At 43.3% G+C, this 26,518-nt stretch carries 15 protein-coding genes, 2 pseudogenes and 1 riboswitch; of the genes and pseudogenes, 10 read left to right on the top strand and 7 right to left on the bottom strand.

The window, feature by feature from the left end:
• Window positions 1-4: 4 nt before the first annotated feature.
• The 7 genes from BFO_RS09730 (at window position 5) to BFO_RS09705 (ending at window position 12,019) form a co-directional block, all read left to right on the top strand.
• On the top strand, window positions 5-1,381 hold the full coding sequence (locus BFO_RS09730) for a radical SAM/SPASM domain-containing protein (RefSeq protein WP_041590854.1): 1,377 nt from the start codon (window positions 5-7) through the stop codon (window positions 1,379-1,381).
• 447 nt (window positions 1,382-1,828) lie between these two features.
• Window positions 1,829-4,123, top strand: coding sequence for a TonB-dependent receptor (locus BFO_RS09725; protein WP_014225539.1), 2,295 nt, complete (start codon window positions 1,829-1,831; stop codon window positions 4,121-4,123).
• Between the two features lie 5 nt (window positions 4,124-4,128).
• Complete coding sequence (locus tag BFO_RS14490) at window positions 4,129-4,578, top strand: carboxypeptidase-like regulatory domain-containing protein (RefSeq protein WP_080561806.1); 450 nt, start codon at window positions 4,129-4,131, stop codon at window positions 4,576-4,578.
• On the top strand, window positions 4,517-6,433 hold the full coding sequence (locus tag BFO_RS14120) for a TonB-dependent receptor (protein ID WP_167536509.1): 1,917 nt from the start codon (window positions 4,517-4,519) through the stop codon (window positions 6,431-6,433). The genes BFO_RS14490 and BFO_RS14120 overlap by 62 nt, the downstream gene beginning before the upstream one ends.
• Before the next feature lie 5 nt (window positions 6,434-6,438).
• Entirely contained in the window at window positions 6,439-8,742 is a 2,304-nt protein-coding gene (locus tag BFO_RS09715) for a carboxypeptidase-like regulatory domain-containing protein (protein WP_014225538.1), read from the top strand.
• 6 nt (window positions 8,743-8,748) lie between these two features.
• Window positions 8,749-9,936, top strand: coding sequence for a zinc metalloprotease (locus BFO_RS09710; protein ID WP_014225537.1), 1,188 nt, complete (start codon window positions 8,749-8,751; stop codon window positions 9,934-9,936).
• The gene (locus BFO_RS09705) at window positions 9,923-12,019 is read left to right on the top strand and encodes an O-antigen ligase family protein (protein WP_052299270.1); all 2,097 of its coding nucleotides are present in this window, start codon (window positions 9,923-9,925) and stop codon (window positions 12,017-12,019) included. The genes BFO_RS09710 and BFO_RS09705 overlap by 14 nt, the downstream gene beginning before the upstream one ends.
• 43 nt (window positions 12,020-12,062) lie before the next feature.
• Here the strand turns inward: BFO_RS09705 and BFO_RS09700 are convergent, their stop codons facing one another.
• From BFO_RS09700 to BFO_RS09670, 6 genes and pseudogenes are all read right to left on the bottom strand, one after another.
• The gene (locus BFO_RS09700) at window positions 12,063-13,178 is read right to left on the bottom strand and encodes a 6-bladed beta-propeller (RefSeq protein WP_080561805.1); all 1,116 of its coding nucleotides are present in this window, start codon (window positions 13,176-13,178) and stop codon (window positions 12,063-12,065) included.
• 27 nt (window positions 13,179-13,205) lie between these two features.
• Entirely contained in the window at window positions 13,206-13,517 is a 312-nt protein-coding gene (locus BFO_RS09695) for an NVEALA domain-containing protein (protein WP_041590852.1), read from the bottom strand.
• 794 nt (window positions 13,518-14,311) lie between these two features.
• Window positions 14,312-15,586: pseudogene (locus tag BFO_RS14115) on the bottom strand (PDDEXK nuclease domain-containing protein).
• A 12-nt stretch (window positions 15,587-15,598) separates the two neighbouring features.
• Window positions 15,599-16,113: pseudogene (locus BFO_RS15065) on the bottom strand (hypothetical protein).
• Window positions 16,114-16,465: 352 nt separating this feature from the next.
• Window positions 16,466-17,032 (bottom strand): flavodoxin, encoded by a 567-nt coding sequence (locus BFO_RS09675; RefSeq protein WP_014225529.1) that lies wholly within the window; start codon window positions 17,030-17,032, stop codon window positions 16,466-16,468.
• A gap of 547 nt (window positions 17,033-17,579) precedes the next feature.
• Window positions 17,580-19,604: an HD family phosphohydrolase gene (locus BFO_RS09670; protein WP_014225526.1), complete on the bottom strand. Its 2,025-nt coding sequence runs from the start codon at window positions 19,602-19,604 to the stop codon at window positions 17,580-17,582.
• Window positions 19,605-19,796: 192 nt separating this feature from the next.
• Here BFO_RS09670 and BFO_RS09665 point away from each other — a divergent pair, with 192 nt between their 5' ends.
• Window positions 19,797-20,804: a metallophosphoesterase family protein gene (locus BFO_RS09665; RefSeq protein ID WP_014225524.1), complete on the top strand. Its 1,008-nt coding sequence runs from the start codon at window positions 19,797-19,799 to the stop codon at window positions 20,802-20,804.
• 344 nt (window positions 20,805-21,148) lie between these two features.
• On the opposite strand, the gene BFO_RS09660 is transcribed toward BFO_RS09665, so the two are convergent.
• Entirely contained in the window at window positions 21,149-22,189 is a 1,041-nt protein-coding gene (locus tag BFO_RS09660; RefSeq protein WP_231964085.1) for an FAD:protein FMN transferase, read from the bottom strand.
• 354 nt (window positions 22,190-22,543) lie between these two features.
• A riboswitch (cobalamin riboswitch) is annotated at window positions 22,544-22,739 on the top strand.
• A gap of 126 nt (window positions 22,740-22,865) precedes the next feature.
• Here BFO_RS09660 and BFO_RS09655 point away from each other — a divergent pair.
• Complete coding sequence (locus tag BFO_RS09655) at window positions 22,866-25,226, top strand: TonB-dependent receptor (protein ID WP_014225520.1); 2,361 nt, start codon at window positions 22,866-22,868, stop codon at window positions 25,224-25,226.
• A gap of 17 nt (window positions 25,227-25,243) precedes the next feature.
• Window positions 25,244-26,518 carry a hypothetical protein gene (locus BFO_RS09650; RefSeq protein WP_014225519.1) on the top strand — a complete coding sequence of 425 codons (1,275 nt, stop codon included), beginning with the start codon at window positions 25,244-25,246 and terminating at the stop codon, window positions 26,516-26,518.

Raw genomic sequence — 26,518 nt, 5'->3', positions numbered from 1 at the left:
AAAAATGGAAACGTTACGAACATCGTCTTATATGATTCCGGTCAGACTGGAGAAAGAAGCAGGAAAGTATATGCTGATTCACGGCTATACGGGAGCCGTGGATATCGTATCGGAAGAATTGCTGGCAAAAATCAAATCCGTATCTTCCGGAAATAATTTCTCGGAAAGTACGCTGCAAACGTTATTGAAGAGAGGATATGTAACAATGAAAACTCAAGCGGAAGAATATGCCTATGTAGCAAGAATCTCACAAATTCTTCACAGAAGAAACAAACTAATGGTAAAAAGAGACTTTACCATATTAGTTACTTATAATTGTAATTTCAAATGTCCTTATTGTTTTGAAAAAGAAATTATAAAAAAACAGACTGACAGTAACAAACAAATTGTCATATCAAAAGAAATGATCGATAAAATTTACATTGCTATGGAGATGATTGAACCCAACAAAAAATTGCGTAATAATGTCATCCAGCTCTTTGGAGGAGAACCGCTATTAAAAGAAAATAGAGAAATAATTGAATATATAATAAAAAAAGGAAAACCATTGGGATTTACATTTGCAGCAACAAGCAATGGTTATGATTTGGATCACTACGAAGACTTGTTACAAATAAATTACATACAAGGTGTGCAAATAACTATTGACGGAACAAAGCCGATTCACGATACAAGAAGAATACATTCTGTACACATCCATTCTTTTGATAAAATAATTGATAATATAAAAAAAGCCTTGAATAATGGTGTTGCAATTCGAGTAAGAATTAATACAGATAGCCAAAATATCAATGAGATACCCAAATTAAATGATTTTTTCTGCAAATCTGGATTTTATTCCTACGAAAAATTCTCTGTATATACCGAATTTATTTCTGGAGATTATAATTTTAATCCAAGTGATTATGAATTCAAAAGACAAAATATATCACGAAGAGATTTTTTAAATATCCTAACACAATTAGACGATAAAATAGAATATGATTTACAATTATATAGAAACATATATAATGCCATCTATAACAAAGAAGGTATGACATTCTCGTCTGTACACTGTACGGCTCAAAGTGGATCATATATATTTGATCCGCTTGGAAACATCTATTCCTGCTTGGAAGTTGTTGGGAATAAGGATGAAGCGATAGGATCATATATAAGAGAAGATATTATATGGACAGAAGAAAAAAATAAATGGTTGGATAGAAATATAGGCTCTGTGAAGAGATGTAGGACATGTAAATATGCCTTATTATGTGGAGGTGGTTGTTTCGCAAAAACAAAAATAAATTCTTGTCATATCGAATCTTATTGCGATGATTTTCCAATTCGGTTAAAAAGTATCATACAAAAAATATATTCACATTTTAACAATGTGAACTAAATTACTAATTTATTAATCATAAAGAAGAACAAAATGAGAGAAAAAAATGATTTGATTATTCCTCTAAATGAGGAATTGATGACGGAATTTGCTATTCAGCAGTTAGAAGAAAGGTTAGAAACAGACCCATTATTATTGGGAAATCCGGTGGACGCATCTGTACAGTTAAGTTCTTCTACCGATTGTTTCACATGCCATCTATGTTTCACTTGTGAATTTTCACTTTAATAAAAGTGAAAGAAGAGGGGAATTATTTAGATTGGAAGCTAATTAAACAATGATAGTTTATTTGATTAAATATCAATCATAAAATTAAATAATTACAAGGCTGACGTATTGCAAGACTTGTGAATTAAATATGATTATAGGATTGATCAAGTAAAAATTAAAACTTAAAGTGTTAAAATTTAAATTTCCCCTCTTATCTTGTATTCAAAGAAAAAGATTATGACAAAAATAAAGCTATCAATAACTATTGGTCTTATATTTGCAGTCTCTTCTATACAAGCACAATGCCTGCTAAAAGGGAGCATTCTTAACGAAGAAAACCAAAGGGTTTCTAATGTAACAATCAAACTGTTAAACCCTGATACCACTTTTGTTAAAGGGATAATCAGTGATAATACAGGTATATATACATTATCGGATATTCCTTCAGGTCATTATTTAATATCATATAGTTGTATTGGATATATACCCAAATACATTCAACTCTTTGTTAATAAAAAGATACAGCAACTCCATCCGGTTATTTTACAAACGGATACCGTTTTTTTAAACGAAATTGAAGTGACAGCCTCTTCCTACATCCGAAAAAAAGACCATGTCCTTATTTTGCCGAATAAGCAACAAATTAAACATGCATCAACAGGTTACGATTTGCTCGCCAACTTAATGATTCCCGGAATCTATATCAGTCCTAGTGGTAAAATAACCTCACTGGGAAATAATGTTTCCTTATATATAGATGGACGGAAAGCGATTTTCAGGGAAGTACAGAATCTACGCCCGCGAGATGTTGAGAAGGTGGAATATTATGATGTACCTACGGGAAAATATGCAGGAGATTTCGCTTCCGTCAACTATATAACAAAAAAATATAAAACCGGAGGATATATGGCAGCTGATGCAACACAAACAATCGGCTATCTGAAAGGAAACTATAATGCCATCGTAAAACTCAACAAGGGCAATTCTGATTATACATTATCCACAGGACATCAAATGCAGGAAATCGAGGGAATAAAAGAAGTAAAACATGAAGAATTTTATTTTGGCAATTATCATATCTTCCGAGATTCCAGAATAAAAAACAGCAGAATAAAGGACAACAATCAATATGCCCAGTTTTATGTATCGAACCGTAATGATAAACGTACATTGACAGGTAAACTTTCTTTAATAAGAAATGCTTCTCCCCAAAATTATCAGGAAATTTCACATTCGTATACAGGATCCCAAACTTATAAGCAGCATTCAAAAACCAATACTCGGCACAAGAGCATCATGCCCGGAATTTACTTATACGGATTTTTTTTCATTAAGAAAGACCAACAATTAGAAGTTTCTCTGAACGGGAACTACACAGATAACGAGTATACAAGAAATTACGTGGAAAAAGATTTTGAATCCGCTACCGATGTAAAAGAAGATTTTTATAACGTACATGTAAATATGAATTATGTCATCTCTTTAAAGCGTAATAAGTCTATAACTTCCAAACTATATCATTTCCATAGAATCAGTTCTTCTACATATACGGGAGATTATCCGAAATGGCAACATTTGTGGTCTGGTGAAACCCTATATTTCGTGGAATACAAGCAACAACTTTCAAAAAAAACAAGTTTGCGGATTCAACCCGGCTTGTCTTCCTTGCAATATCAGTTACATGGGGAAAAACATATAAGTCGTATTTCTCCGAGGCTTCAAGCGGGCTTGATTGTTCAACCAGCTCAAAAGCATTTTTTTCAGATTGGGATAAATATCGGCAACTCTTATCCTGAAGTCAATACTATGAACCGGGTAGATCAAACAATTGATCATATACAGATAAAGCGAGGAAATGTCGATATGGACAAAACAAATCTGTATGCGACCAATATGGCTTATGCTATTCAGATAGGACAAATCAATACACAATTAGCCGTCTCTTATCTATATGCCAACAATATGCCTGTCAATAATTATTATGTCGAAAATGACAAAATAATAAATAGTTTTCAAGATGGAAATGGTTATCATGAATGTATGATATACCTTTCATCTACTTGGAAAAAGAACAACCGTTTTAATATTAAATTAGATTCCTATTTTACCAGACAGATAATCAATAGAAATTTCTCTTTTTCAGCCACTAGTTTTATAACAGCCTTAAACATGAATTATTTCTGGAAAGACTTTGCTTTTAAAGCTTATGGGGTGATTCCTTATTATACGATAGGAGGATTTTATTCCTTGAATCATAAAAAAATGCACGGTGAGTATGGTTTTTCGATCGGTTGGAATAAAAAAAACTGGAATATAGAAGCAGGTGTAAACAGTCCGTTTACGAAAAACAATCAGATAAAAACATGGTTGGATACCGAAGTTTATCGATTTAATACTATTCGAACAGAAAGAGCAAATCAGCAGACGGCATACCTCAAACTCGCTTATACCTTCGATTTCGGCCGGAAAACGTCGCGCGAGCAGAGCGAAGTAGATAAAACGATCAAGAGTGCCATCCTGAAAGCAGAGTAAAAGATATGGACAGAACATACAAAATACTTCTTATTCTAAGTTTGATATTGGGTGTTATGCAGCCTGTTCAGGCACAGCATATCCTCAAAGGCGTTATATATGACGAGGCCGGCACGGGTGTCTTCTCCACGACCTTGAGGATTCTTACCGAAGACTCCGTCTTCGTAAGCGGAGGCATCACGGATGGCAACGGAAGCTTCGAAATCAAAAATATAAAAGCCGGAAGATATATCTTAGCCGTAAGCAATATCGGATATGCCGGACAATATATTGCTTTTGAGATGCCCGGAAGCGATTATACCCTGCCGACGGTCGTCTTAAAAACCGATGTGGTGGCACTGGGCGAAGTGACGGTGAGAGGAAGTACATTTATCCGAAAAAAAAGACCATCTGTTGGTTCTCCCGGACAAACAACAGATCAAACACGCCTTTTCGGGATACGATCTATTGTATAACCTGATGATCCCCGGCCTCGACGTAAACCGCAAAGATAAAAAAGTGACGGCTACAACCGGTGAAGCGACGCTTTATATCAATGGTGTAAAAGCAGATTTCCGGGATGTGCAGAACCTCCGTCCCAGAGACATCGAAAAAGTGGAATATTACAGCATGCCCACCGGAAAATATGCGGGCGACGCGGCCTCTATCAATTATATTACCAAAACATACACGACCGGAGGCTATGTGAATATGGAAGCAGAACAAAAGATCGGTTATTTGGGGGGCAACTACGATGCGGCTGCCAAGTTATCGCACAAACAGACGAATTATTCCTTTTACGGAGGATACAGTACAACCGGATACGGCGGCATAAAAAAAGAAAAAAACGAAACGCTGTTCCTTTCCGATTATACGGTAAATCGTAACAGGGAAACCGGATATGCAAATTACCGAAGTAATTACAAATACATACACCTTCAGGTTAGTAACAATACGAAAAAACGGAATCTATTAAGCCGGTTTTCCTTAAATCACAGTGCGACTCCTCAAAACGACCGTGACGAACGATTGAATTATACCGGTCACAATGTGCGGAGCGTAATGTCGTCCGAAAAGACGGAAAGCAACAGTCTGAGGCCGACGGCATATCTGCGGGGCGATTTCAACCTGTCGGAAAAGCATCTGTTAAAAAGCGAATGCGTGACATGGTATACCCGAAACACATACGAAAGGACTTATACGGAAGATCAACGACGGTCATCGACCTCGGTAAACGAAAATCTGTACTCGTTCGTTATGACAAACCGATATACTTTCCGACCGGACACTTATAATACATTTTTTACACGACTAAATCATTATCATGATATTTCCTCATTGACATATACAGGCGATTACGACTCGCGACAGCACCTGCAGAAAGGAGAGACTCTTCTTATGTTCGATTACACTCACGAGTTTGGTGAAAAAATTACTTTGTCAATCGATCCGGGCATTTCGCTAATGAATTACCGATTGCAAAACGAAAGAACGAAATATGTCTGGACATTCCGAACTAGTACATGGATTCGTTATCGCTTTAATTCTTTGCATTGGATTGGCATAGGCTTTTCGCACCACAACAATCAACCAGAAATAAGTACATTGAACGAGGTCGACCAAACGATCGATTTCTATCAGATCAAACGCGGCAATCCCAATTTGAAGAATACCAAGCTGCTCAATCTGTATATGATGTACGAAGGTCGTATAGGTCCTTTCAACATGCAGGCCAGAGTTTGGAAAGAGCAGTTCAAACACAATATTTATCCCCATTACTACACGGAAGGAAATAAATTGATCAGCAGTTACCATTCCGACGGCTCGTTCAATCGTTTCAATGCCGATATGTCAGTTTCCTGCCGCATTTCGGATCATATACGAACTCGTTTGGGATTGGAATACCATGATATGTACACCGACATCGAAAAGTTGCATCTGAGCCGGAAAAACATTGCCGCATCGGCAGATGTAAATTATTTTATCCAATCGTTCGCAATCAACGCTTATCTCAAAACGCCGAAGAAGATACTGGATCAAAGCCGGCTCGTATTGATGGAAACGCCGATGATCTACGGACTGTCCGTACGTTACAGCAATCGAAACTTGATGGCCGAAGCAGGTACGGAAAATCCGTTTACCCAACAGGCGCAATACAGGGAATATGCCGATTATAACATCTACCGATACGACCAGACGCAAACGAGCCGTATCTATCAGCAGACGGCATACCTCAAACTCGCTTATACCTTCGACTTCGGCCGGAAAACGTCACGCGAACAGAGCGAAATAGATAAAACGATCAAGAGCGCCATCCTGAAAGCAGAGTAAAAGATATGGACAGAACATACAAAATGCTTCTTATTCTAAGTTTGATATTGGGTGTTATGCAGCCTGTTCAAGCACAGCATATCCTCAAAGGCATTGTGTACGACGAGGCCGGCACGGGAGTCTTCTCCACGACCTTGAGGATTCTTACCGAAGACTCCGTCTTTGTAAGCGGAGGCATCACGGACGACAACGGAAACTTCGAAATCAAAAATATAAAAGCCGGAAGATATATCTTAGCCGTAAGCAATATCGGATATGCCGGACAATGTATCGCTTTTGAGATGCCCGGGAGCGATTACACCTTGCCGACGATCGTCTTAAAAACCGATGTGGTGGCGCTGGGCGAAGTGACGGTGAGAGGAAGTACATTTATCCGAAAGAAAGACCACCTGTTGGTTCTCCCGGACAAACAACAGATCAAACACGCCTTTTCGGGATACGATCTATTGTATAACCTGATGATTCCCGGCCTCGACGTAAACCGCAAAGATAAAAAAGTGACGGCTACAGCCGGCGAAGCGACGCTTTATATCAATGGCGTAAAAGCGGATTTTCGGGATGTGCAGAACCTTCGTCCCAGAGACATCGAAAAAGTGGAATATTACAGCATGCCCACCGGAAAATATACGGGCGACGCGGCCTCTATCAATTATATTACCAAAACATACACGACCGGAGGCTATGTGAATATGGAAGCAGAACAAAAGATCGGTTATTTGGGGGGCAACTACGATGCGGCTGCCAAGTTATCGCACAAACAGACGAATTATTCCTTTTACGGAGGATACAGCACAACCGGATACGGCGGCATAAAAAAAGAAAAAAACGAAACGCTGTTCCTTTCCGATTATACGGTAAATCGTAACAGGGAAACCGGATACGCAAATTACCGAAGCAATTACAAATACATACACTTTCAGGTTAGTAACAGTACGAAAAAATGGAATCTATTAAGCTGGTTTTCCTTAAATCGCAGTGCAACTCCGCAAAACGACCGTGACGAACGATTGAATTATACCGGTCACGATGAACGGAGCGTAATGTCGTCCGAAAAGAGCGAAAGCAGCAGCCTGAAACCGACGGCATACCTGCGGGGCGATTTCAATCTGTCGGAAAAGCATCTGTTAAAAAGCGAATGCGTGACATGGTATACCCGAAACACATACGAAAGGACTTATACGGAAGATCAACAACGGTCATCGACCTCGGTAAACGAAAATCTGTACTCGTTCGTTATGACAAACCGATATACTTTCCGACCGGACACTTCCAACACATATCTTGTTCATCTAAATCATTATCATGATAGATCGTCCATGGAATATAGCGGAGATTACGAATCCAAACAGCATTTATTAAATGGACAAACAATTTTCAGAATAAACTATATACGTGAATTTGGGAAAAAAGCCACACTATATGTTGATCCGGGCATTTCGCTAATGAATTACCGATTGCAAAACGAAAGAATGAAATACGTCTGGACATTCCGAACCAATACATGGGTTCGTTATCGCTTTAATTCTCTGCATTGGATTGGCGTGGGCTTTTCACATCACAACAATCAACCGGAAATAAGCACATTGAACGAGGTCGATCAAACGATCGATTTCTATCAGATCAAACGCGGCAATCCCAATTTGAAGAACACCAAGCTGCTCAATCTGTATATGATGTACGAAGGTCGTATAGGTCCTTTCAACATGCAGGTCAGAGTTTGGAAAGAACAGTTCAAACACAATATTTATCCCCACTACTACGCGGAAGGAAATAAATTGATCAGCAGTTACCGTTCCGACGGTTCGTTCAATCGTTTCAATGCCGATATGTCCGTCTCCTGCCGCATCTCGGATCATATACGAACTCGTCTGGGATTGGAATACCATGATATGTACACCGACATCGAACAGTTGCATCTGAGCCGGAAAAACTTTGCCGCATCGGCAGATGTAAATTATTTTATCCAATCGTTCGCAATCAACGCTTATTTCAAAACTCCGAAGAAGATGCTGGATCAGAGTCGGCTCGTATTCATGGAAACGCCGATGATCTACGGACTGTCCGTACGTTACAGCAATCGAAACTTGATGGCCGAAGCCGGTACGGAAAATCCGTTTACCCGACAGGCGCAATACAGGGAATATGCCGATTATAACATCTACCGGTACGACCAGACGCAAACGAGCCGCATCTATCAACAGACGGCATATCTGAAACTCGCTTATACTTTCGATTTCGGCCGGAAAACATCGCGCGACCGGAGCGAAGTAGATAAAACGATCAAGAGCGCCATCCTGAAAGCAGAGTAAAAGACTATGAACCGATACGTCGATATAACTGTCCATCCGCTGTCTTCTTCCGTACAGGAAGAACGATACCTCTTGTCGTGCCGCGGACACTATTACGAGGCCAGCGCTCCGGTGGCCGAGCTCGTGGAGGAGCTTCGGAAGCATCCGGACGAAGAAGAAGCGATTGCGGCTTACGTCGGCCGGACAGCAGGGAAGTATACGGCCGCACAGATACGGCAGGTGATCGATACGTATCTTGCTCCGCTTTTCGAGGCTCAAGAGAAAAAACGGGTTTTTCTTTATGAGAAAGAACTGTTCGGCGCAGCGACAATCGATAAATTCTCGGACAGATTCCGCTTTTTGTTCCACCGGGCGTGTATGACGGTCGTAGCCCTTACGGCCGTCGTGCTGAACGTATATTTCTTTCTGACGACCGAAGATGTATTGCTCTTCAATAATAAAGTAGACGTGTATACGGTGGCGGGACTGTTTGTCTTTATGCTGGCATCGTCTTTTTTTCATGAACTGGGACACGCCTCCGCCTGCAAATATTTCGGCGTACGGCACGGAGGCGTGGGCTTCGGGCTGTATCTGAACTTCCCCGTGCTCTATACCGACGTGACGGAGGTGTGGAGGCTGAAGCGTTCGCAACGATGCATCGTCAATCTGGCCGGTGTGTATTTTCAAAGTTACGGGCTGATCGCGATGATCGTTTTATTCCTCCTGACAGGCAACGATATTCTGCGTTACCTGATCCTGATGATGAACTTCGGTTTCGTCATGACGCTGAATCCTTTCTTCAAGTTCGACGGTTACTGGATCGCTTCCGATCTGCTGGGCGTACCGAATCTGCGCACCCGGTCGATGGAGTTGCTCGGATACGGATATAAACGCCTGCGCCGACGTCCGGTGACGAAGACTCCCTATTTGCTGCAAATACGTCCGTTGGAGAGATACGGATTGTTGTTGTATGCCATTGTCGTAAACCTGTTCATGGCAAGTTATTTCTTTTATATCATCCCGCGGTTTCTGTACCGGTTCGTACAGACTTTCCCCGATCAGATTCATGAACTGATCCTTTATCTGTCGAATAACATCACCCCGCCGTTTACCCTGTTGCGGAATATCGGGGCGCAACTGCTTTTCGTCGGATTATTAGGTTACTTGTGCTGGAAAGCGATTCGTCCGCTCATAAAAAAGTATGCCGGCAAATAGCTTTCTTCGTCCGGAGCGGACGCACACGGGCGCGGCGGTTTTACTGATTGGCTTGGTGATCGTCTTTTTATTTCGTATAGAAGACCCGTATCACTTCGCACTGCTGTTTTCGACCTTTTTCATGGCCATTGTTCGTCCGTTTCCTTTCAAACAATGGACGAGCATCGATATCTGCCTCGGACTGATCACGGTCTACGACCTTGCGTCGTGTCCGTATGCCGAATATTCGGCCCCGGCTATCCGTCATGCCTGCGTGTCGCTCCTTTGTTTTGTTGCCTACCTCATATCGCGGAGACTGTTTACTTCCGCGCGTGCCGGACGAATCCTGCTGCAAGGTAGCTGCCTGCCTGTCGGTGCCGCTTTATTCCTTGCCGGCTGCTCGTTTTTCATCTTCCGGCAGTCGGTATGGACTGCCGGCTTTCAGGATATGTATCATCTGCGTTTTCTGTTTCGTCCGTTAGGATATATTACGAATGTCTGGGCGGAAATATTACTTGTTCTGTTGGGATGGGTATGCCTCATACGCCGCTGTTCAAATCTTTTTGTTTTTGCAGTCACCGGGGCGATCCTGCTTTCCTTTTCGCGGGGCGCATACATCGCATGGGGAGCCTATCTGATCGTTTGGATGCTGTCGGTAACGCCTGTACGGGAGAAATGGCGTCTGCCGGCTATCGGCCTTATCGCTGTGGTGCTGGCAGGGATATTTTTTCAGAGAGAAATAAAGACCACCTTACAGATGAATCGTACCGTATCGCAGCAACGCAGCACCGAAGGACGCATCACAGCCACACAAGCCGGATGGAACGCTTTCGTCCGACGCCCCATACAGGGTTACGGCAACGGAAATTATGCTCATGCCGCCGATCGATGGCTGAATCAGGACAGCACGATGCCTTACACCTCTTTCGCTCCGAATATCCTGATCCGGTTATTGACGGAAAAAGGCATCGCGGGCAGTCTGCTTTTTCTGATACTGGCCGTCGCCGTCGTCCGAAGCCTGCTGAAACACCCCGAACGTCAGGAAAACCGCATTATCGGATGTACTTTCGTGGCTATAATCGTGAAGGAAATGACGCAAGCCACGCTCTTCGACACGCCTTTCGCACTGCTGATGCTGTATATCATGCTGGCGTACCTGCAAAAAGAAGAGACATGCGGCGAAGAAGAACAGCCTCGCCCTCTTTGGGCAAACAGTCAATTGACGATCCCCGTCGTTCTGTCGGTGCTGTATCTTGTACAGCTGCAGTTCGACTTGCGGCGAAAGGAGAATAACCGTTATTTGCAGGAAAGCGGCGAGGCCTGGAAAGAAGGAAAGTATACGGAAGCTATTCGCAGGACGGAACGGACGGAGAAGCAAACGTCCGGACTGATCAACCGCGGAATGATCTATATGCAATATTACCGGACGACGAAAAAAAACGAATATTTGCGGAAAGCATCGGAAGCCTTTCGCGAAGCGCATTGCAGACATCCGGACGACGTGGAAGTACGCTACTTGTCCATGCGCCTGTATACCCATGCCCGTATGCCGGAACGGGCACTGCCGGTAGCCCGGGAATTAGCGACGAATTATCCGAAACATTCGCTTTATCTGGCCGCTCTGTCGGATGTCCTGTATCAACAAAACCAAAAAGAAGCCGCATTACAACCCTTAACGGAGGCCATACGTTATACCCCACGCCTGCTGACCGGACAGCGGATACGGGAATTGAAACGACACGACCGGAAATTCTACGACGCCCTGCTGCAACAGCTATGTGCTCTGACACCGGCCGACGGAGACAGTCCGGCCGACTATGCACGTTACGGATACATCGCCCGATGGTGCGGAAATCGTGCCCTGTCCGACAAATACCTGCGGATAGCCGTAGAAAGACTGCCCAACCTCGCAACACCCTGGCATCTGTTAGGCGATGACGATAAATACCGCCTGCTGATATACGGAGCGTTTCGGAAAAAACAGCCGACGACCGATTTTTTCGAAAATAAGGAAATAACGGATTGGGAATTATTCGTGCGATCTTACAGACATAAGTTCGAAAGTCGCTACGGATGTTTGTTGACAGACATCGGTACCCGATAAAGTACGATTCTTCCGATAATAGAAATATTCGAACAGACGGATCTTATTTGTGCAACTTTAAGTCAAACAGGACCAAAAAAGGATTCGAATCTTCGTCGATATTTATGTTGAGTATTTCATCGGCTATTTTTTTCATGTATTGAGGGTGCGAAAGTTCAACGATGAATCTGTTTTCTGCAACACCTTTAATCTGAGTGCAACCATTCAGTCGTTCATCATACAAGAAAGAAGAGAAGTTTTTGTCAGACTTTGAATATACGGTATAATTCATAGTCGGTTCTATGCATGTTCTGAAAAGAAAATACGCATCGTTTTCGTATAAATCGACAATATCTTTGATATGACTTTGTTCTTGAATATATGCTGCCAGATCAGCTTCTTCGAGTTGTCTTATCCCTTCTTCCGATAGATATTTATCGGACATGACTTTCATTTCTGGCCGAAGTTCTCCTCTGTTGTCAATCGAATAGATGATTGAGGCAAATCGTTTATAGTAATAGACTTTATTCGCTGAGCGATAAAAAGGTTTTACGGCAAATAACCGGGATTCGTTTACTCCTTCGTATTCCGGCAAAAGTAAAACGCTTGGGTCGGGTTCTTCAGTCGAAAACAATAATAATTTACTTCGAGTATGTTTTTGCCCGAAAACATCGCTTAAAGCAAAGAGGTCTTTGTTCAGACAGCAAAAGGAACGGCAGTGTAATCCGGTGTTAATGATTTTATACTCCATCGCAGGAAGTGTATATTGAACGATACTCGTTTTTGCATTATCCAATACGTATAGATGCCCTTCATTGTCCACGTCTATATCAATTGCTTCCATATATTCGCCGGGAGCGTTGCCTCGTTTGTTTATCACGGACAGAAATTTCCCTTTTTCATCGAAAATAAAGATTTTCATATTCATACGATCAAATATATAGAATCGTTGATTTCGATAGATGATTTTGTTGATAGAGCCAATTAGCGAACGATCATTTGTCTCTAATGGAATGTAAGAAATATCATCAATCGAAACCGTTGGATGATGTTTATCTATTGTATCATAGCAGCAGATAACCAAATTCTCATGATCTGCTTTTTCATGCCTGCTGTAATGATTGCATGAAAAAGATATCAACAGAGATAAAATACTTACTGTCAGAGTAAACCTATGCATAAGTTATGACGCTTGAATATATTTGTATTATATCATTGTCCAAGTTACTTCCGTATAAGGCCCCGGCGTACAATATTGGGAACCTCCGTAAATACAATATCTTTGACCGGTTGTAGTAACTTTCCTGAAATTACCTACGATTTCAAATGTCATACTTTCGATTGTGTTTTCTTGGAAATATACTCCGGCTCCACCACCTCCGTCTTCACTTGCCAATGCTTCGATATTATCCAAAGTTAAACCCGATAATTTTGTTACAGTTCGGTTTTTATACATGTTCCATATCGTTACGGTAGCTGTTGCAAGCATAAAAATTGCCGATAACATTATTCTTTTCATCACGATATTATTTTTATGAGATTAAACATATTGCAAAAATAGAAAATAATACTGACGAGAAAAACAAAAAACTCAAAGATTGTATTTTTTAACATATAAATTCTTGATACTCGGGGTTAATTTATCGTTTTTAACAAATAGTATTATTTACAAAAGAGGAGGAATTTCAAACAGATGTGGATATCTGGCTGCAATACGACAACAATGAGCGCTCTCATTCAGGCAGATATTATTTTGGGAAAACATCTATGCAAACCTGGAGAGAATCGTTACATCTTACAAAAGAGAGAAACAAGCTCTGCCGGGGAGCAACCTGTTAGAAATAACCCGATTGGCCGAAATGGCCGAGGGAGCGATGCCCCCTCATTCCCTTTGGCTATTCCAGTCATAAATGACAATAACGGCAAAATATACACTTTCATGACAAACCTTTCCCCTTTACAAACCTATATCAATAGGTTATGTCAAATACGCAGGCTGCGACTGCGTTTTTTTTTGCAGTCGCAGCTTTTTCACGCTACACAGGAGCTTATGATTAGAAATGAACATTCAGCGTGCCTAAACCATACAACATATAATAACAAGACTATAAATAGTCTTGTGTTTGCCAGGTCCATTTCAAGATCATGGCAATAGTCGTTGATTGACTTTGCAAAGATAAGTAGAATTTCAAAAAGAAAAATCTTTTAGCAATTTTTACCCTCTAAAGAAACTCTTTCTAAGTTAAGACCACACACCAATTATGTGATCCTTGCTAAGCGAAGAGGCTATCAATATCAACAAATCTTTGTCGTCTAATCTTCTCCTATCAATCTGTTAATTTCCTCCTCAACTTCCTCCACTGTAGGCAGATCCGATCTCAAATTGTCAGGGATAACCTTTGTCAGTTGATAATCGCTGACACCGATTGGCTGGTCATAGCCAGAGAGTGCATATTGAGCCACCACCTTATCACTGCCATTGCAGAGGAGCAAACCAATGGTTTTATTATCCTGCTCGCCACGTAGAGTATCGTCTACCACATTGATGTAGAAGTTCAGTCGCCCCATATATTCGGACTTGAATGGGGTGGCTTTGAGTTCGATAACTACGTATGCATGTAATTGGATATTGTAAAGAATAAGGTCGGCATAGAAATCAGATTCGCCTACTTCAAAATGTTTCTGCTGTGCTACAAATGCAAAGCCACTACCCATTTCCAAAAGATATTTGGTGATATGGGAAACTAATTGCCGTTCGACGTCTCGTTCTGCCATTTTATCCGTTAGTCCCATCATATCAAATATGTAAGGGTCTTTCATTAAATAGTTGGCAAGGTCGCTTTGCGGTTTGGGTAATCGTGTCGAGAAGTTGCTCACTTTCTTTGTCGTAATCTGCCGAGCAAAAAGATTTGTTTCAATCTGCATTTGCAGAACATTGCGACTCCACCCATTGGCAACTGCTTGCGTAATGTACCAATAACGCTCGCCTAAAGGCAGCTTGCTGTTAAGCAGAATCACATGGCTTGCCCAGTTGGTGCGAACAATGGCTGAGTGCTTGAAGATTTCCTCTATCTGACTGATATCACAGTGATAGATTGCCGACAGCGTTTCAGAAACTTCTCCTAATAGTGCAACAAGTTGTTGCGTAATTATATCTTCCTGAATACTTGTTGATTGTATTTACGCAAGAGGCTCTTGCGTAAATTGATTGAGTTCACATGTTAATTGTAATACATTATCAACCGAAGGGTTATCTAGAAGTTTTTCAACCTTACCCATTTCTATGAGAACCTCCAAAGGGTAAGCCTTTGCGAACTGACACATATAGATAAGGTTGCGAGTGGAATAGCCTTTCTTATCCGGATATTTAGAACGTATCGCTTTGGAAAGGTTGTCTATGACTTTGCTTCCCCAACCTTCTTTCTTTTGGAGGTAGAGGATAAAATGCCCTACTTTCCAATAATGGAAAAGCATATCCGCATTTGCTGAAGCTATTAAACGTACTTGTGTATGCTCAAGGTCAGAGCCGATGGCTCGTACAACGAGAGATAAATCTTGGTTCTCTGTTTTGTTTATTTCTTGGCTCATATCGTTTCGGTGTTATAATTGATTGAATTTATTCATGGCATTTGCCTTAATATCGTCTGCAATATCAATGTAGGGTTTCATCGCCTTGTAATCGCTGTGTCCTGTCCATTTCATAACTACCTGCGGAGGTGTTCCCAATGCAAGCGCATTGCAGATAAACGTTCTACGACCGGCGTGTGTGCCAAGCAAGGCATATTTTGGTGTAACTTCGTCAATGCGCTATTACCTCTATAATAAGTTTGGCGTATGGGTTCGTTAATCCCTTCCAACTCAGCCAATTCTTTGAGATAATCGTTCATTTTCTCATTGATTTCAGAAGCCGATTCTTTCAGCTTGTTGCTACAACCATTCTTTACACGTTGCTTGTCCGAGTCCCACTTGGCAGCATCGATGCGATAGCCTGTAGTGAACTCAATCCGCTTGGAAGCGAAATTGACACGCATACGAATCGGCATGTTCTCAACAATGAGAACTCCGTCCTTTTTCCTGCTTTCCAACGTGAAGATAATATTCCGCTTGATGTTCATACTCTTGGGTGTTTTGATTTCTGCACCCAAATTTACACCCCAAAATTGATTCTACCAAAGATTTTCTATGAAATCTTATTTTATTAATACTTTACTTAAAGTGCTATTATACAATAGTATTGAACGTTTATTATACTGTTTGAAGGTTCAAGAGAAAGAGCCTCGCTCTCTACCGGGAGGCTAAGAGATGATCAAGCCGGTGGAAGAAAAAAGTCCTACGGACACATACTTGTAGGACTTTTTGCATGTAAAGGCGTGTAAGATATTTATCTCCTCATCCAATTAAACACTCCGAAACCCATCAGAGCAATAATACTTATCAGATTTTTTTCATCGATTGCTATCATAAGATTCACTTTTTCAACTCTTTTTCTACCCATTCACGGACCGTCTGTTCGGTTGCGCCGTTTAGCAACCGGCCGTCTCGCCACTGGATTTCGGGATAATCTTTTTTCAGTTGAGCCACACTGTTCTCTATGCCGCTACTTCCCGATGTAGCAAAAGGGATCACCGTTTTCCCTTTCAGAGGATGACTTTCGATAAATGTGCGGACAATCGTTGGCGCAACATTCCACCAGATCGGATAGCCGATAAAAATCACATCATAATCCGAAATATGCTCTTTTTTCCCTTTGATAGCCGGGCGAGACTTCGGATTTCCCATTTCCTGCGAACTGCGCGACTGTTTGTTTCGCCAATCGAGATCGTCACTCGTATAAGATGTTTGAGGAACGATCTCATAGAGTTCTCCTCCGGTAACTTGCGCAATCTTCTTGGCGGCTCCTGCCGTAGTTCCCGTTGCGGAGAAATAAACAACTAAAGCTTTATTAAACAAAGCTTCCTGTTTACGAGATTCTTGTGTGTAAGCGTTGCTGCCGAATAAAATGATACTCAAAGCAGCGAAAATAATTCGTTTCATGTTTCTTTTGCGTTAGAATATTCTACTTATTAAAATGCGTTTCATAAAAGTCCGATCATTTTTCTACAATCTGTTCCACATATTCCGGTTTCCTTCTTCGTACAGTCAGCTTGCTTTTGAGTATCGGTGTAAATATCGTAAAACCAATGTTCTCCCGCTTCGACTTGCAATACCGTAAGCATCAGCGGCAAAACAAGAAACACCATTCACATCATCCATTTTTGCCGTCTCATATATCCCATTTTTTAGCGTTTACAATGCATTTCCTTTCAATATCAATCCGTTTTCTTCAAACCATCGAACAAGCAGATCTGCAAGATCGTTGTTATTGAGGTTGCTCATCAAGAGATGCTGACCTATGGCAAAGATAATCATAATATCTGATAAACTCACTTCTTTCGGCGGATTTTATTTCACGAACAAAGTTTCGTACTTCATAGGCCTCACCTGTCTTCACGACTCTCATACCGACATCCGGAGTTGCGATCAATGCATTTTGCAGATTTAGGGAGAAATGAGCCCTTTTTCTCTCCCCGACAAAAAGTCGTTATTTTAACTCCGGATAGCTGATACGGGTGTGATACATTGTTTTGAGCTTGTCGATGAATGTAGCTTTGACGGTATCGATATCCTTAAATGTCAAAGGAGCATTGTGCAACAGGCCGTCGTTGATCTGACTGTCGATAATTTTATGGACGAGTGTTTCGATATGCTCATCCGTATATTCGTTAAGGCTGCGCGATGCCGCTTCGATCGAGTCGGCCATCATCAGGATGGCTGTTTCTTTCGTAAACGGGTTGGGTCCGGGATAGGTGAATTTCGCTTCGTCAACGGGCTGATCGGGATAAGCATTTTTGTATGAATTGTAGAAATATTTCGTTTTGCCGCGTCCGTGGTGTGTTTGGATGAAATGGATGACGGCACGTGGGAGCATGGCTTTTTCAGCCATCTTAACGCCTTCTGTCACGTGGCTGATGATGATCTGTGCACTTTCTTCGTACGACAACTTGAGGTGTGGATTCACCTGCTTGTGCTGGTTCTCGGTGAAAAATGCAGGGTTTGTCATCTTCCCGATGTCATGATATAGCGCACCGGTACGTATCAGTTGGGTATCTGCGCCGATCTTGGCGCCTGCCGCCGAGGCCAGAATAGAGACTTGCAGGGAGTGTTGAAATGTGCCGGGACACGTTTCCGAAAGTCTCTTGAGCAGCGGCGTGTTGATGTTCGACAGTTCAACCAGCGTGATGGGGGAAACGAAACCGAAAAGTTTCTCGAGCATGTATATCAATACGTACGAGAACATCAGCAGAATAAAGCTGATGCCAAAGAAAGGCATCATCTGCCAATTGATTTTGTTCAGATCCCCTTCCTGATAGAGCGCAAGCCCCAAGTAACACAACACATAAGCAAGAGAGATGAAAAAAGCGCACCGGATCAGTTGCGAACGCTGCGTCAATTCTTTCAGACTGACCATAAAAACAATACCTGCAATAGTTTGCAGCATCAGAAATTCGTGTGGAAACGGGGCGATGAGTGAACAAAGCAGTACCGTGATCAGATGCGTGAAGAGCGCCGTGTGCGAGTCGAAGAACGTACGAACTACGATCGGGACGATGGCAAACGGCAGGATATAAATATTGATCAGGTCGTATTTGAGGCATATCTCGGTCAACAGACAAGGCACCAGTATACATATCTGAATAAAGATGTTATTGTTGCGCCGAAAGAAAATCTCGGGATGAAATGAGATAAAATAGAATGCACAACAGAGTAAGATACCAAAGATGAGCACGAGCTGACCTGCCCATATCGTGCCATATCGGCGGCTGCCACCCGATTTTGTTTCGTGGATGATTTTCAGGGAGCGGAGGATGTTGTACGTTTTGGCATCCACCACCTCCCCCCGGTCAACGATTCGCTCGCCTGCTTGCACCATCCCGATGGAGAGGGAGACGTCGTGCAACCTCTTGTTCAGCACATTGTCCGATGTTTTCACATCATACGTGAGGTTGGGCTCCAGATACTGTTCGAAATTGCTCGACCACAGTTCGTCTTTATCCATCGGCTCGGGAGCGTTCTTCATAATTTTTTTGTAAGCTGTTTTGGCCGAATATAAGTCACTGACATTCCTTCCAACAGCCACGTTTTTCTTCAGCACGTTTATTCGCGTACGATTTTCCGAAGCCAGTTTCTCGAGCTCCGGAGTGGCTACGATACCTTGTTCATAAAGCTGTTGTATCTGACGGTTGAGGTATTGCCATAACGGAGTGCTCATCGTATGTTGTGAGAGGTAATCGTTTTTCAGGTTTTCCAACACCGTTTTCGATACATCTTCTTTCAACCGGAAATACGGTTCGAAACGCGCCCTGATGCTGTCTTTTTCAGCCTTGATTTCCTGATCGCTCTTGTAGATTGGAAAGTCGTTCGGTGCTGTCAGCAGGTCATACCTCCACGGCTTACCTTCATGGAACTGATAAGGGAATTTCCCTTCACGCGGAAAAAAATAAGCGATAATCGCAGCCGTAACGGCGAAAAAAAGGAACGATTGTATAAATGCTTTCTTTGACTTCATACGTATCTTCTGCTCAAACGAATCATGAGTTTTCAGGGCGAAATGTACGCAAAAAATCAATCTCAGCAAAAAAAAGAAAGCGGCGGAAGATGTCGAGATTCTTTCTCTGCAATTTTTTCATATCTTTGTACGCCGATCTTTCTTATCGACATGAACAAATTTATTCATCTTAATTTAATAATAACATAGCGTATGAAAAACTGGAAAAAAACACTTTGGACAAGTTTGTTGTATGTGGGAGGAGGAATGCTTCTTTCCGCACAGCAACCGGCTTTAAAGTTCAATGCAGACAAAAAATTCAAGATCGTTCAATTTTCCGATGTGCATTATATCGAGGGCGATCCGCGCTCGGCCGGTTCATTGGAAAATATCGTTGAGACGCTTGATGCCGAGAATCCGGACTTCGTCATCATCACCGGCGACGTGATTTATGGCAAGCCGGCCGAAACTTGTATGCGGGCTGTGTTGAAGCCTGTCTCCGAACGAAAGATTCCTTTTGCCGTAACGTATGGCAATCATGATGACGAGTTTGACATGACCCGTGAAGAACTGTTTACGGTGATTCAAAGCATACCTTACAACTTGACAGCTACGACCGAAGGTATCCATGGCGTGACGAACTTTATCTTGCCGATTCTCTCGGCTACGACCGGAAAAACGGCCGAACTGCTGTATTGCTTCGACTCGAATGCCTATTCGAAACTCGAAGACGTGAAGGGATACGATTATATCAGAGCGGATCAAATTGCTTGGTATCGCGCACAAAGCGAGTCTTTTACACGTGCCAACGGAGGTATTCCCATCCCCTCGTTGGCTTTCTTCCATATCCCGTTTCCCGAGTTTAATCAGGCCTCTTCGGACGAGCATGCACACTTCTGCGGAACACGTATGGAAGCCGCTTCATCTCCGAAACTCAATTCGGGCATGTTTGTGGCGATGAAAGAGATGAAAGATATCGAAGGGGTGTTTGTCGGACATGATCATGACAATGATTACGCCGTTCAGTGGCATGGCATTCTGCTGGCTTTCGGACGCTATAGCGGTGGAAATACGGTTTACAACAACCTCAAACCGAATGGAGCCCGCATCATTGAACTGACGGAAGGGGTCAAAGGTTTTCGTACGTATATCCGTCTGCGGGGTGGAACTATTATTAACGACCTGAAATATCCCGAATATTTTACGGACCAGAAGAATTAGCACAAACACTCCAATATGCCACATGTCGGGATAACCGGCTATCCAACCGCCACGTTTCGTTTTTCCGTTTGGGAAGAGCGAAACGTGGCGTTTGTTGTTTTAGCTTTCTTTCTCCATCTTTTTTTCAGGCTCGGGTCCATCCCTCGCATTTTATACCCTAAAACCCATTCGTTTGATAAGAAAGACGGCTTCTTCGTCCAATAGCGGCCTGAAAACTTGTAGAACCACCTGTCTCGTGCTTATCTTTGCATCCACAGACATAATATTTCATAATAAAGTCTTTTTAGTGGTATATAAATGGTTTATGCGAGGAATCCGAGACGTGAGTCTGGGATTTTTTCTTTTTAAGGCTTTACCATAGCCGAATGCATGCCGCCGGAATATTGGATCCGGTTTTGTCCTGCCTCGTCCGAATAAATCACATAATATTCGATATCCCGAAGTGTTTCGGCCATGCGGAGAGCTGCTTCTACGCCCATCGCCATAAACGCCGTGGCATATGCATCTGCCGTCATGCAGTCAGGCGCAATGATCGATGCACTCAGGATCGTTTGCTCCGAAGGATAGCCGGTGCGGGGATCAATCGTATGGGCGTATTTCTTGCCTCCTTTGATATAAAAATTACGGTAATTGCCTGACGTAGCCATCCCTCTCTTACCGCAAAGCGCTACCACCTGGCCGATGTCATTTTTAATCCCTGTCGTATCGTCTTCAGGCTTACTGATACCGATACGCCAGCATTCTCCTTTGGGATTCAATCCTTTGGAGGTAACTTCGCCACCGATATCGACCATATAATTTTCTACTCCCTCACGTTCAAGCAGTGCAGCAATCACGTCGCAGGCATACCCTTTGGCAAGGGCGGAGAAATTAAGCTGGATACGCGGGTCTTCCTTGATCACACGCCGGCTTTCGAGACGTATTTTTCGGTAGCCGACAAACGTTAACAAGCTATCGATAACGGGTTGCGATACACTGTCTTTTTGTTCAAATCCAAAGCCCCACAGATTGATCAACGGAGCAGCTGTTGCATCGAAAGCTCCATCGGAGTGCACAGATACTTCCATGGCCTTGTTAAAAACGGTTATGAACCGATCGTCAATCTCCACCTCTTCGTTTCGATTTACTTTGGCCAATATCGAGTGGGGATTAAAAGGGTTCAGAGAGAGATTAAAGGCCTGAAACTCCGCGTCGATTTTTTCGGTCAACAACACGGACGATTCGTATTTAATCTGATAGAGCGTATGAAAAACCGTTCCGCTCTCTTCGTAATATTGAGGTGGAGAAGAGCGGCACGATATAACCGACAGGATGGTCAAAAAAAAGAGAGCAGATCGAAAAAAAACGCATTGTTTGTTTGTTTTCTCTGAAGGAAATTTCATCATCGGATTCATTGTATTTTCTGCATTAATTTTCGCGCAAAGATACGTTACAATTTTCATTTTCTTCAACAATAAAATTTCAAGGATTCTACAAGGCCATCCGCTGTAAACTTTACAAACTATAAAATTATTGAAAATCATCTGCTTGTAAAAATTTTAACGATTTTATATTATCGGATGATTTGTTTATTTTCAAACAATTACATAGGATTTGCTAAAAAAGCATCACGCCACAAAATACAGACAAGGTTTTACGCAATCAGGATTGATTGGAATAAAGTAATGTAGATTAACAATAACAGTGCCGTTTAAAGCCGTAAAAAAAGAATTTATAGCGGAAATATCGAAATAAATGCTTAATTTTGCAGCTGTTTTGGTGATACGTCGGTCATTCTGCCGTTCGCATAAAAGGGAATCCGGTCGGAGTCCGGAACAGTGCCCGCTACTGTGGAACCCGTGAAGAGGAAAAGCAAACTTACACCACTGTCGTCATTGACGGGAAGGTCGCTTTTCGGGGTGTAGTCAGGAAACCTGCCAAGCATAAAAGACGAACATGTTCTCGGGGGCAAGAACAGCGTGATTGGAATCGAATGATTTTTTAGTTTCGACCATAGGGTGAGAAGCCTGCAAGTAGCCATGCTGCTTTGCAGGTATGTTTAGGTTATTGTTTATCAGTTTTATGATGAAGTTGATCCTGTCGTTTGCATTATGTTTATGTCTGTTCGGTACGGAAGCGGTGGCGCAGAATAAGTATGTGTTGTCCGGAGCCGTCACCGATGCGACAGGACATCCCGTATCGATGGCAACCGTTGCGATTGAACATACATCGCTGGGGGCATTTACCGACGACAAGGGACATTATACCTTGGAGTTGTCGGCCGGGAAGCATATCGTTGCCGTATCTTCGGTCGGATATAAAACCGAGAGAAAGGAACTGAACATCCGAAAAAACACGAAGCAGGATTTTATGCTCGAAGAAAACACGGTTGTTTTAAAAGCTGTCGAGGTTTACGGCAAGACGCAGTCCCAACAGGTCAGAGAGGGAGCATATGCCGCCAATGCCCTTGATATGAGGCCGCTTACCAATACGATCCACAGTCTGAATACGATCGTCAACCGCACCATGGGCGTCAAAGTGCGTGAAGAAGGTGGGGTAGGTTCCGATTTCGAACTGTCGGTCAATGGCCTTTCGGGCAATTCCGTGCGTTACTTTATCGACGGAGTGCCGATGAGCGCGAAAGGGCGCGGCATATCGCTGGCCAACTTGCCGGTCAATATCATCGACCGGGTAGAGATCTACAAGGGAGTAGTGCCTTCGCATTTGGGAGGCGATGCCTTGGGAGGCGCCATTAACGTCATCACCCGAAAGGAACGGAAGAACTACCTTGACGTGTCGTACGGCATCGGGTCGTTTCATACACATAAAGCCGATATGTTCGGGCAGTATGTGATGCCGAAGAGCGGCATCGTGATCCGTCCCGTAGCCGGAATTAATTATTCAAAGAACGATTATCTGATGAAAGGCGTCGAGCTGTGGGACGAGGCCGAGCGACGGTTCCGACCGTTCGACCGCAAGCGTTTCCATGACGATTATTTCTCGGTACTGACACAGCTTGAAGCCGGTGTTACGCATCGCCGGTGGGCTGATGAATTTTTCCTTTCGGGATCGTTCTCGTCCGTACACAAGCAGCTGCAGACCGGTTCGATTCAAAGCATCGTGTACGGTAAGGCCGAGCGCGAATCCGAAGCATGGAACATCTCGGCGCGGTATATGAAGAATGATTTTCTGCTGCCCGGCCTCAAAGCCAACCTTTCCCTGTCGCATACGTGGGACCATGCGCTGACGACCGACACGGCATTCCGCAAATACAACTGGGACGGCGCTTACATCGAATCGTCGCGCAACGAGATTACGGGGCGCGACCGTACACGCCGGCATAACAAACGGCCGCTGACGACCGTGCGCACCGGGTTCGATTACCGCATTGACGCGCGTCACGGTCTTAACCTAAACTATTTGATGAACCGCACGGGCAATGAACGATACGACGAGATCGATACCGACTTTGATCCGTCGAACGATATCTTTACGAAGCATATTCTGGGGCTTTCGTATAATCAGCGTCTCGTGAACGATCGTTGGCAGAACTCGTTATTTGTGAAGAATTATACGAATTATTTGAATGTCACCCAGCAGGATTTGCCGTGGATTACCGGCTCGCGCGAGAAGCAGGGCGCTTCGACGAAAAACTATACCGGCTACGGACTGGCTATGCGCTATGGTTTCGGCGAAGGGCTGTCGCTCAAGGCTTCGTACGAACACAGCATGCGTCTGCCGCTGGCACGCGAGTTGCTCGGCAACGGTACGACCGTCTATGCCAACCTGCAGCTGAAGCCCGAAAGCAGCGACAATTACAACCTCGGACTGTTCGGTACGCTGAACCCCGCGCCCGGTCATCAGCTGTTTTACGAAGTGAACGGCTTTTTCCGCGATGTGAAAGACTATATCCGCGCCGTGATCTCCGAGGCCGAAGGGCTGAGCCAGTACGGCAATGTGGCCAGCGTAGCCATTAAAGGCATTGAGGGCGAAATAAGATATACGTACGACGATTGGTTGCAGGTGATTGCCAACGGCAGTTATGAAGACGCCCGCAGCATGACGCGCTATTACCCCGACGGCAAGGAGATGATTACATACAAAAACCGTGTGCCGAATCGGCCGTGGCTGTTCGGTAACGTGGAGGTGAACGTGAAGAAGCGCGATTTTCTGCTGAAAAAGAGTATTCTGCGTGCAGGTTATAACTTCGAGTATGTGCATTGGTTTTTCCTGACGTGGGAAGGATACGGCAGCCTTGCGAGCAAGTCGCGTATTCCTTCGCAATATCAGCACAACGTATCGCTTTCGCTATCGTTCGATAACGACAAATACAATGTGTCTGTTACCTGTAACAACCTGTTCGATCGTTTGGCTTACGATAATTTTAAGCTGCAGAAGCCCGGCCGGTCGTTCTTTTGCAAATTCAGAATATTTATTAACTAATTATATTAACAAGGACAATGAAAACTATTCGATTTTATGTATGGATGCTGCTGGCCGCATTGGCCGGCGTAGCTTTTACGGCGTGTGAGGATGACAAACCCGATCCGAAGATCATCGATCCGCTGTTTGATTCGCATTTCGATGTTTGGGTATCGATCGGCAAGAATGCCGGTATGGGGTCTGCCGGAACTTTATTGGTGCAAAACACGAAATCGCTCGACACAAAGGAGCAGATTCATTTTGTGAATACCGGAGCCGACGTAACGGCTAAACTGTATCAGGAAGCCATTATCAAAGGAGCTTATTACTATCAGGTGCCGAAAGGGGAAAACCGTTTTGGAAAGTACCGGATTACGGGAAAGGACGTGCAAACTATTGCAGAGTTTCCGTTTCAGAAGAATACGTTGAAAGGCCGCAAATATACGCATGCGTGGATCGATGACCATACGCTGGTGTTGATGGCTGCTAACGGAAAGGCCGATAAAGTGATCTGGATCAAGGTGAATACGGACCAGATGAAGATCATTGCCGAAGGCGAACTGAAGTTGCCGAAATTGCCGGGCAAAGCCGGTAAACCGGGTAAATTCAGCACATCGGGTATTGCCGGCTTCAGAAAGAGCGACGGGAAAATCCTGTATTCGTATCTGGATAATAACGATAAGGTACGTTTTTACATGGCTTTTATTAACCCGGCCGATATGTCGGTAGAGAAGACCGTGATGGAAGACCGTGCCGAGTTTATGGCCGGAACGGCTTATGGCGAACTTTTGCAGAGCAAGAGTTTCTTTACGCCCGAAGGCGACTACTACTTGGCCTGCAACAGCGTACTGAAAGGGGCAACGAGCAACACCCAACAATATGGAGCATTGTTACGTATTAAGAAAGGTGAGACCGACTTCGACAAGAGCTACAAAGGGTATAATTATCCGAAAGGCAAAATCGTAACGGTCGATTATCTGGGTAATGAAAAAGCGTTGCTCTACATTCAGGATCCGGAACATACGAAAGCGAAAGGCTGGGGAGAAGACTATAACTGCTACTACGCCGTCCTCGACTTGAAGACCGACAAAGTGGAAGAGATCAAGCACGATGGCAAAGTGCTGCCTTACAGCAGCGGTACGTTCTCGCAGCGTTCCATTGTGCTGGGCGACAAGGCGTATATCGGGGTGAATCCCGAAAATGAGCTGCCTTGTGTTTATATCTACGATATCAAAACGGGAGAGGTAACGAAAGGCCTGACAATTGCCAAAGGCTACCTGTTCGGTCGTATCGTGGCATTGAAAGATAAATAA

Origin of the sequence: Tannerella forsythia 92A2 (assembly GCF_000238215.1) — a bacterium.
Lineage (GTDB): Bacteria > Bacteroidota > Bacteroidia > Bacteroidales > Tannerellaceae > Tannerella > Tannerella forsythia.
Note: the sequence above shows the minus strand (reverse complement) of the source record. Positions and strands in the feature narration are given on the sequence as shown.

Bases quoted from the DNA above. Each gene is read 5' to 3' on its own strand.
- BFO_RS09710 (WP_014225537.1), top strand. From the start codon at position 8,749: ATGAACCGATACGTCGATATAACTGTCCATCCGCTGTCTTCTTCCGTA.
- BFO_RS09700 (WP_080561805.1), bottom strand. From the start codon at position 13,178: ATGCATAGGTTTACTCTGACAGTAAGTATTTTATCTCTGTTGATATCT.
- BFO_RS09650 (WP_014225519.1), top strand. From the start codon at position 25,244: ATGAAAACTATTCGATTTTATGTATGGATGCTGCTGGCCGCATTGGCC.
- BFO_RS09730 (WP_041590854.1), top strand. From the start codon at position 5: ATGGAAACGTTACGAACATCGTCTTATATGATTCCGGTCAGACTGGAG.
- BFO_RS09725 (WP_014225539.1), top strand. From the start codon at position 1,829: ATGACAAAAATAAAGCTATCAATAACTATTGGTCTTATATTTGCAGTC.
- BFO_RS09655 (WP_014225520.1), top strand. From the start codon at position 22,866: ATGATGAAGTTGATCCTGTCGTTTGCATTATGTTTATGTCTGTTCGGT.
- BFO_RS09660 (WP_231964085.1), bottom strand. From the start codon at position 22,189: ATGATGAAATTTCCTTCAGAGAAAACAAACAAACAATGCGTTTTTTTT.
- BFO_RS14490 (WP_080561806.1), top strand. From the start codon at position 4,129: ATGGACAGAACATACAAAATACTTCTTATTCTAAGTTTGATATTGGGT.
- BFO_RS09675 (WP_014225529.1), bottom strand. From the start codon at position 17,032: ATGAAACGAATTATTTTCGCTGCTTTGAGTATCATTTTATTCGGCAGC.
- BFO_RS09670 (WP_014225526.1), bottom strand. From the start codon at position 19,604: ATGAAGTCAAAGAAAGCATTTATACAATCGTTCCTTTTTTTCGCCGTT.
- BFO_RS09705 (WP_052299270.1), top strand. From the start codon at position 9,923: ATGCCGGCAAATAGCTTTCTTCGTCCGGAGCGGACGCACACGGGCGCG.
- BFO_RS09665 (WP_014225524.1), top strand. From the start codon at position 19,797: ATGAAAAACTGGAAAAAAACACTTTGGACAAGTTTGTTGTATGTGGGA.
- BFO_RS09695 (WP_041590852.1), bottom strand. From the start codon at position 13,517: ATGAAAAGAATAATGTTATCGGCAATTTTTATGCTTGCAACAGCTACC.
- BFO_RS09715 (WP_014225538.1), top strand. From the start codon at position 6,439: ATGGACAGAACATACAAAATGCTTCTTATTCTAAGTTTGATATTGGGT.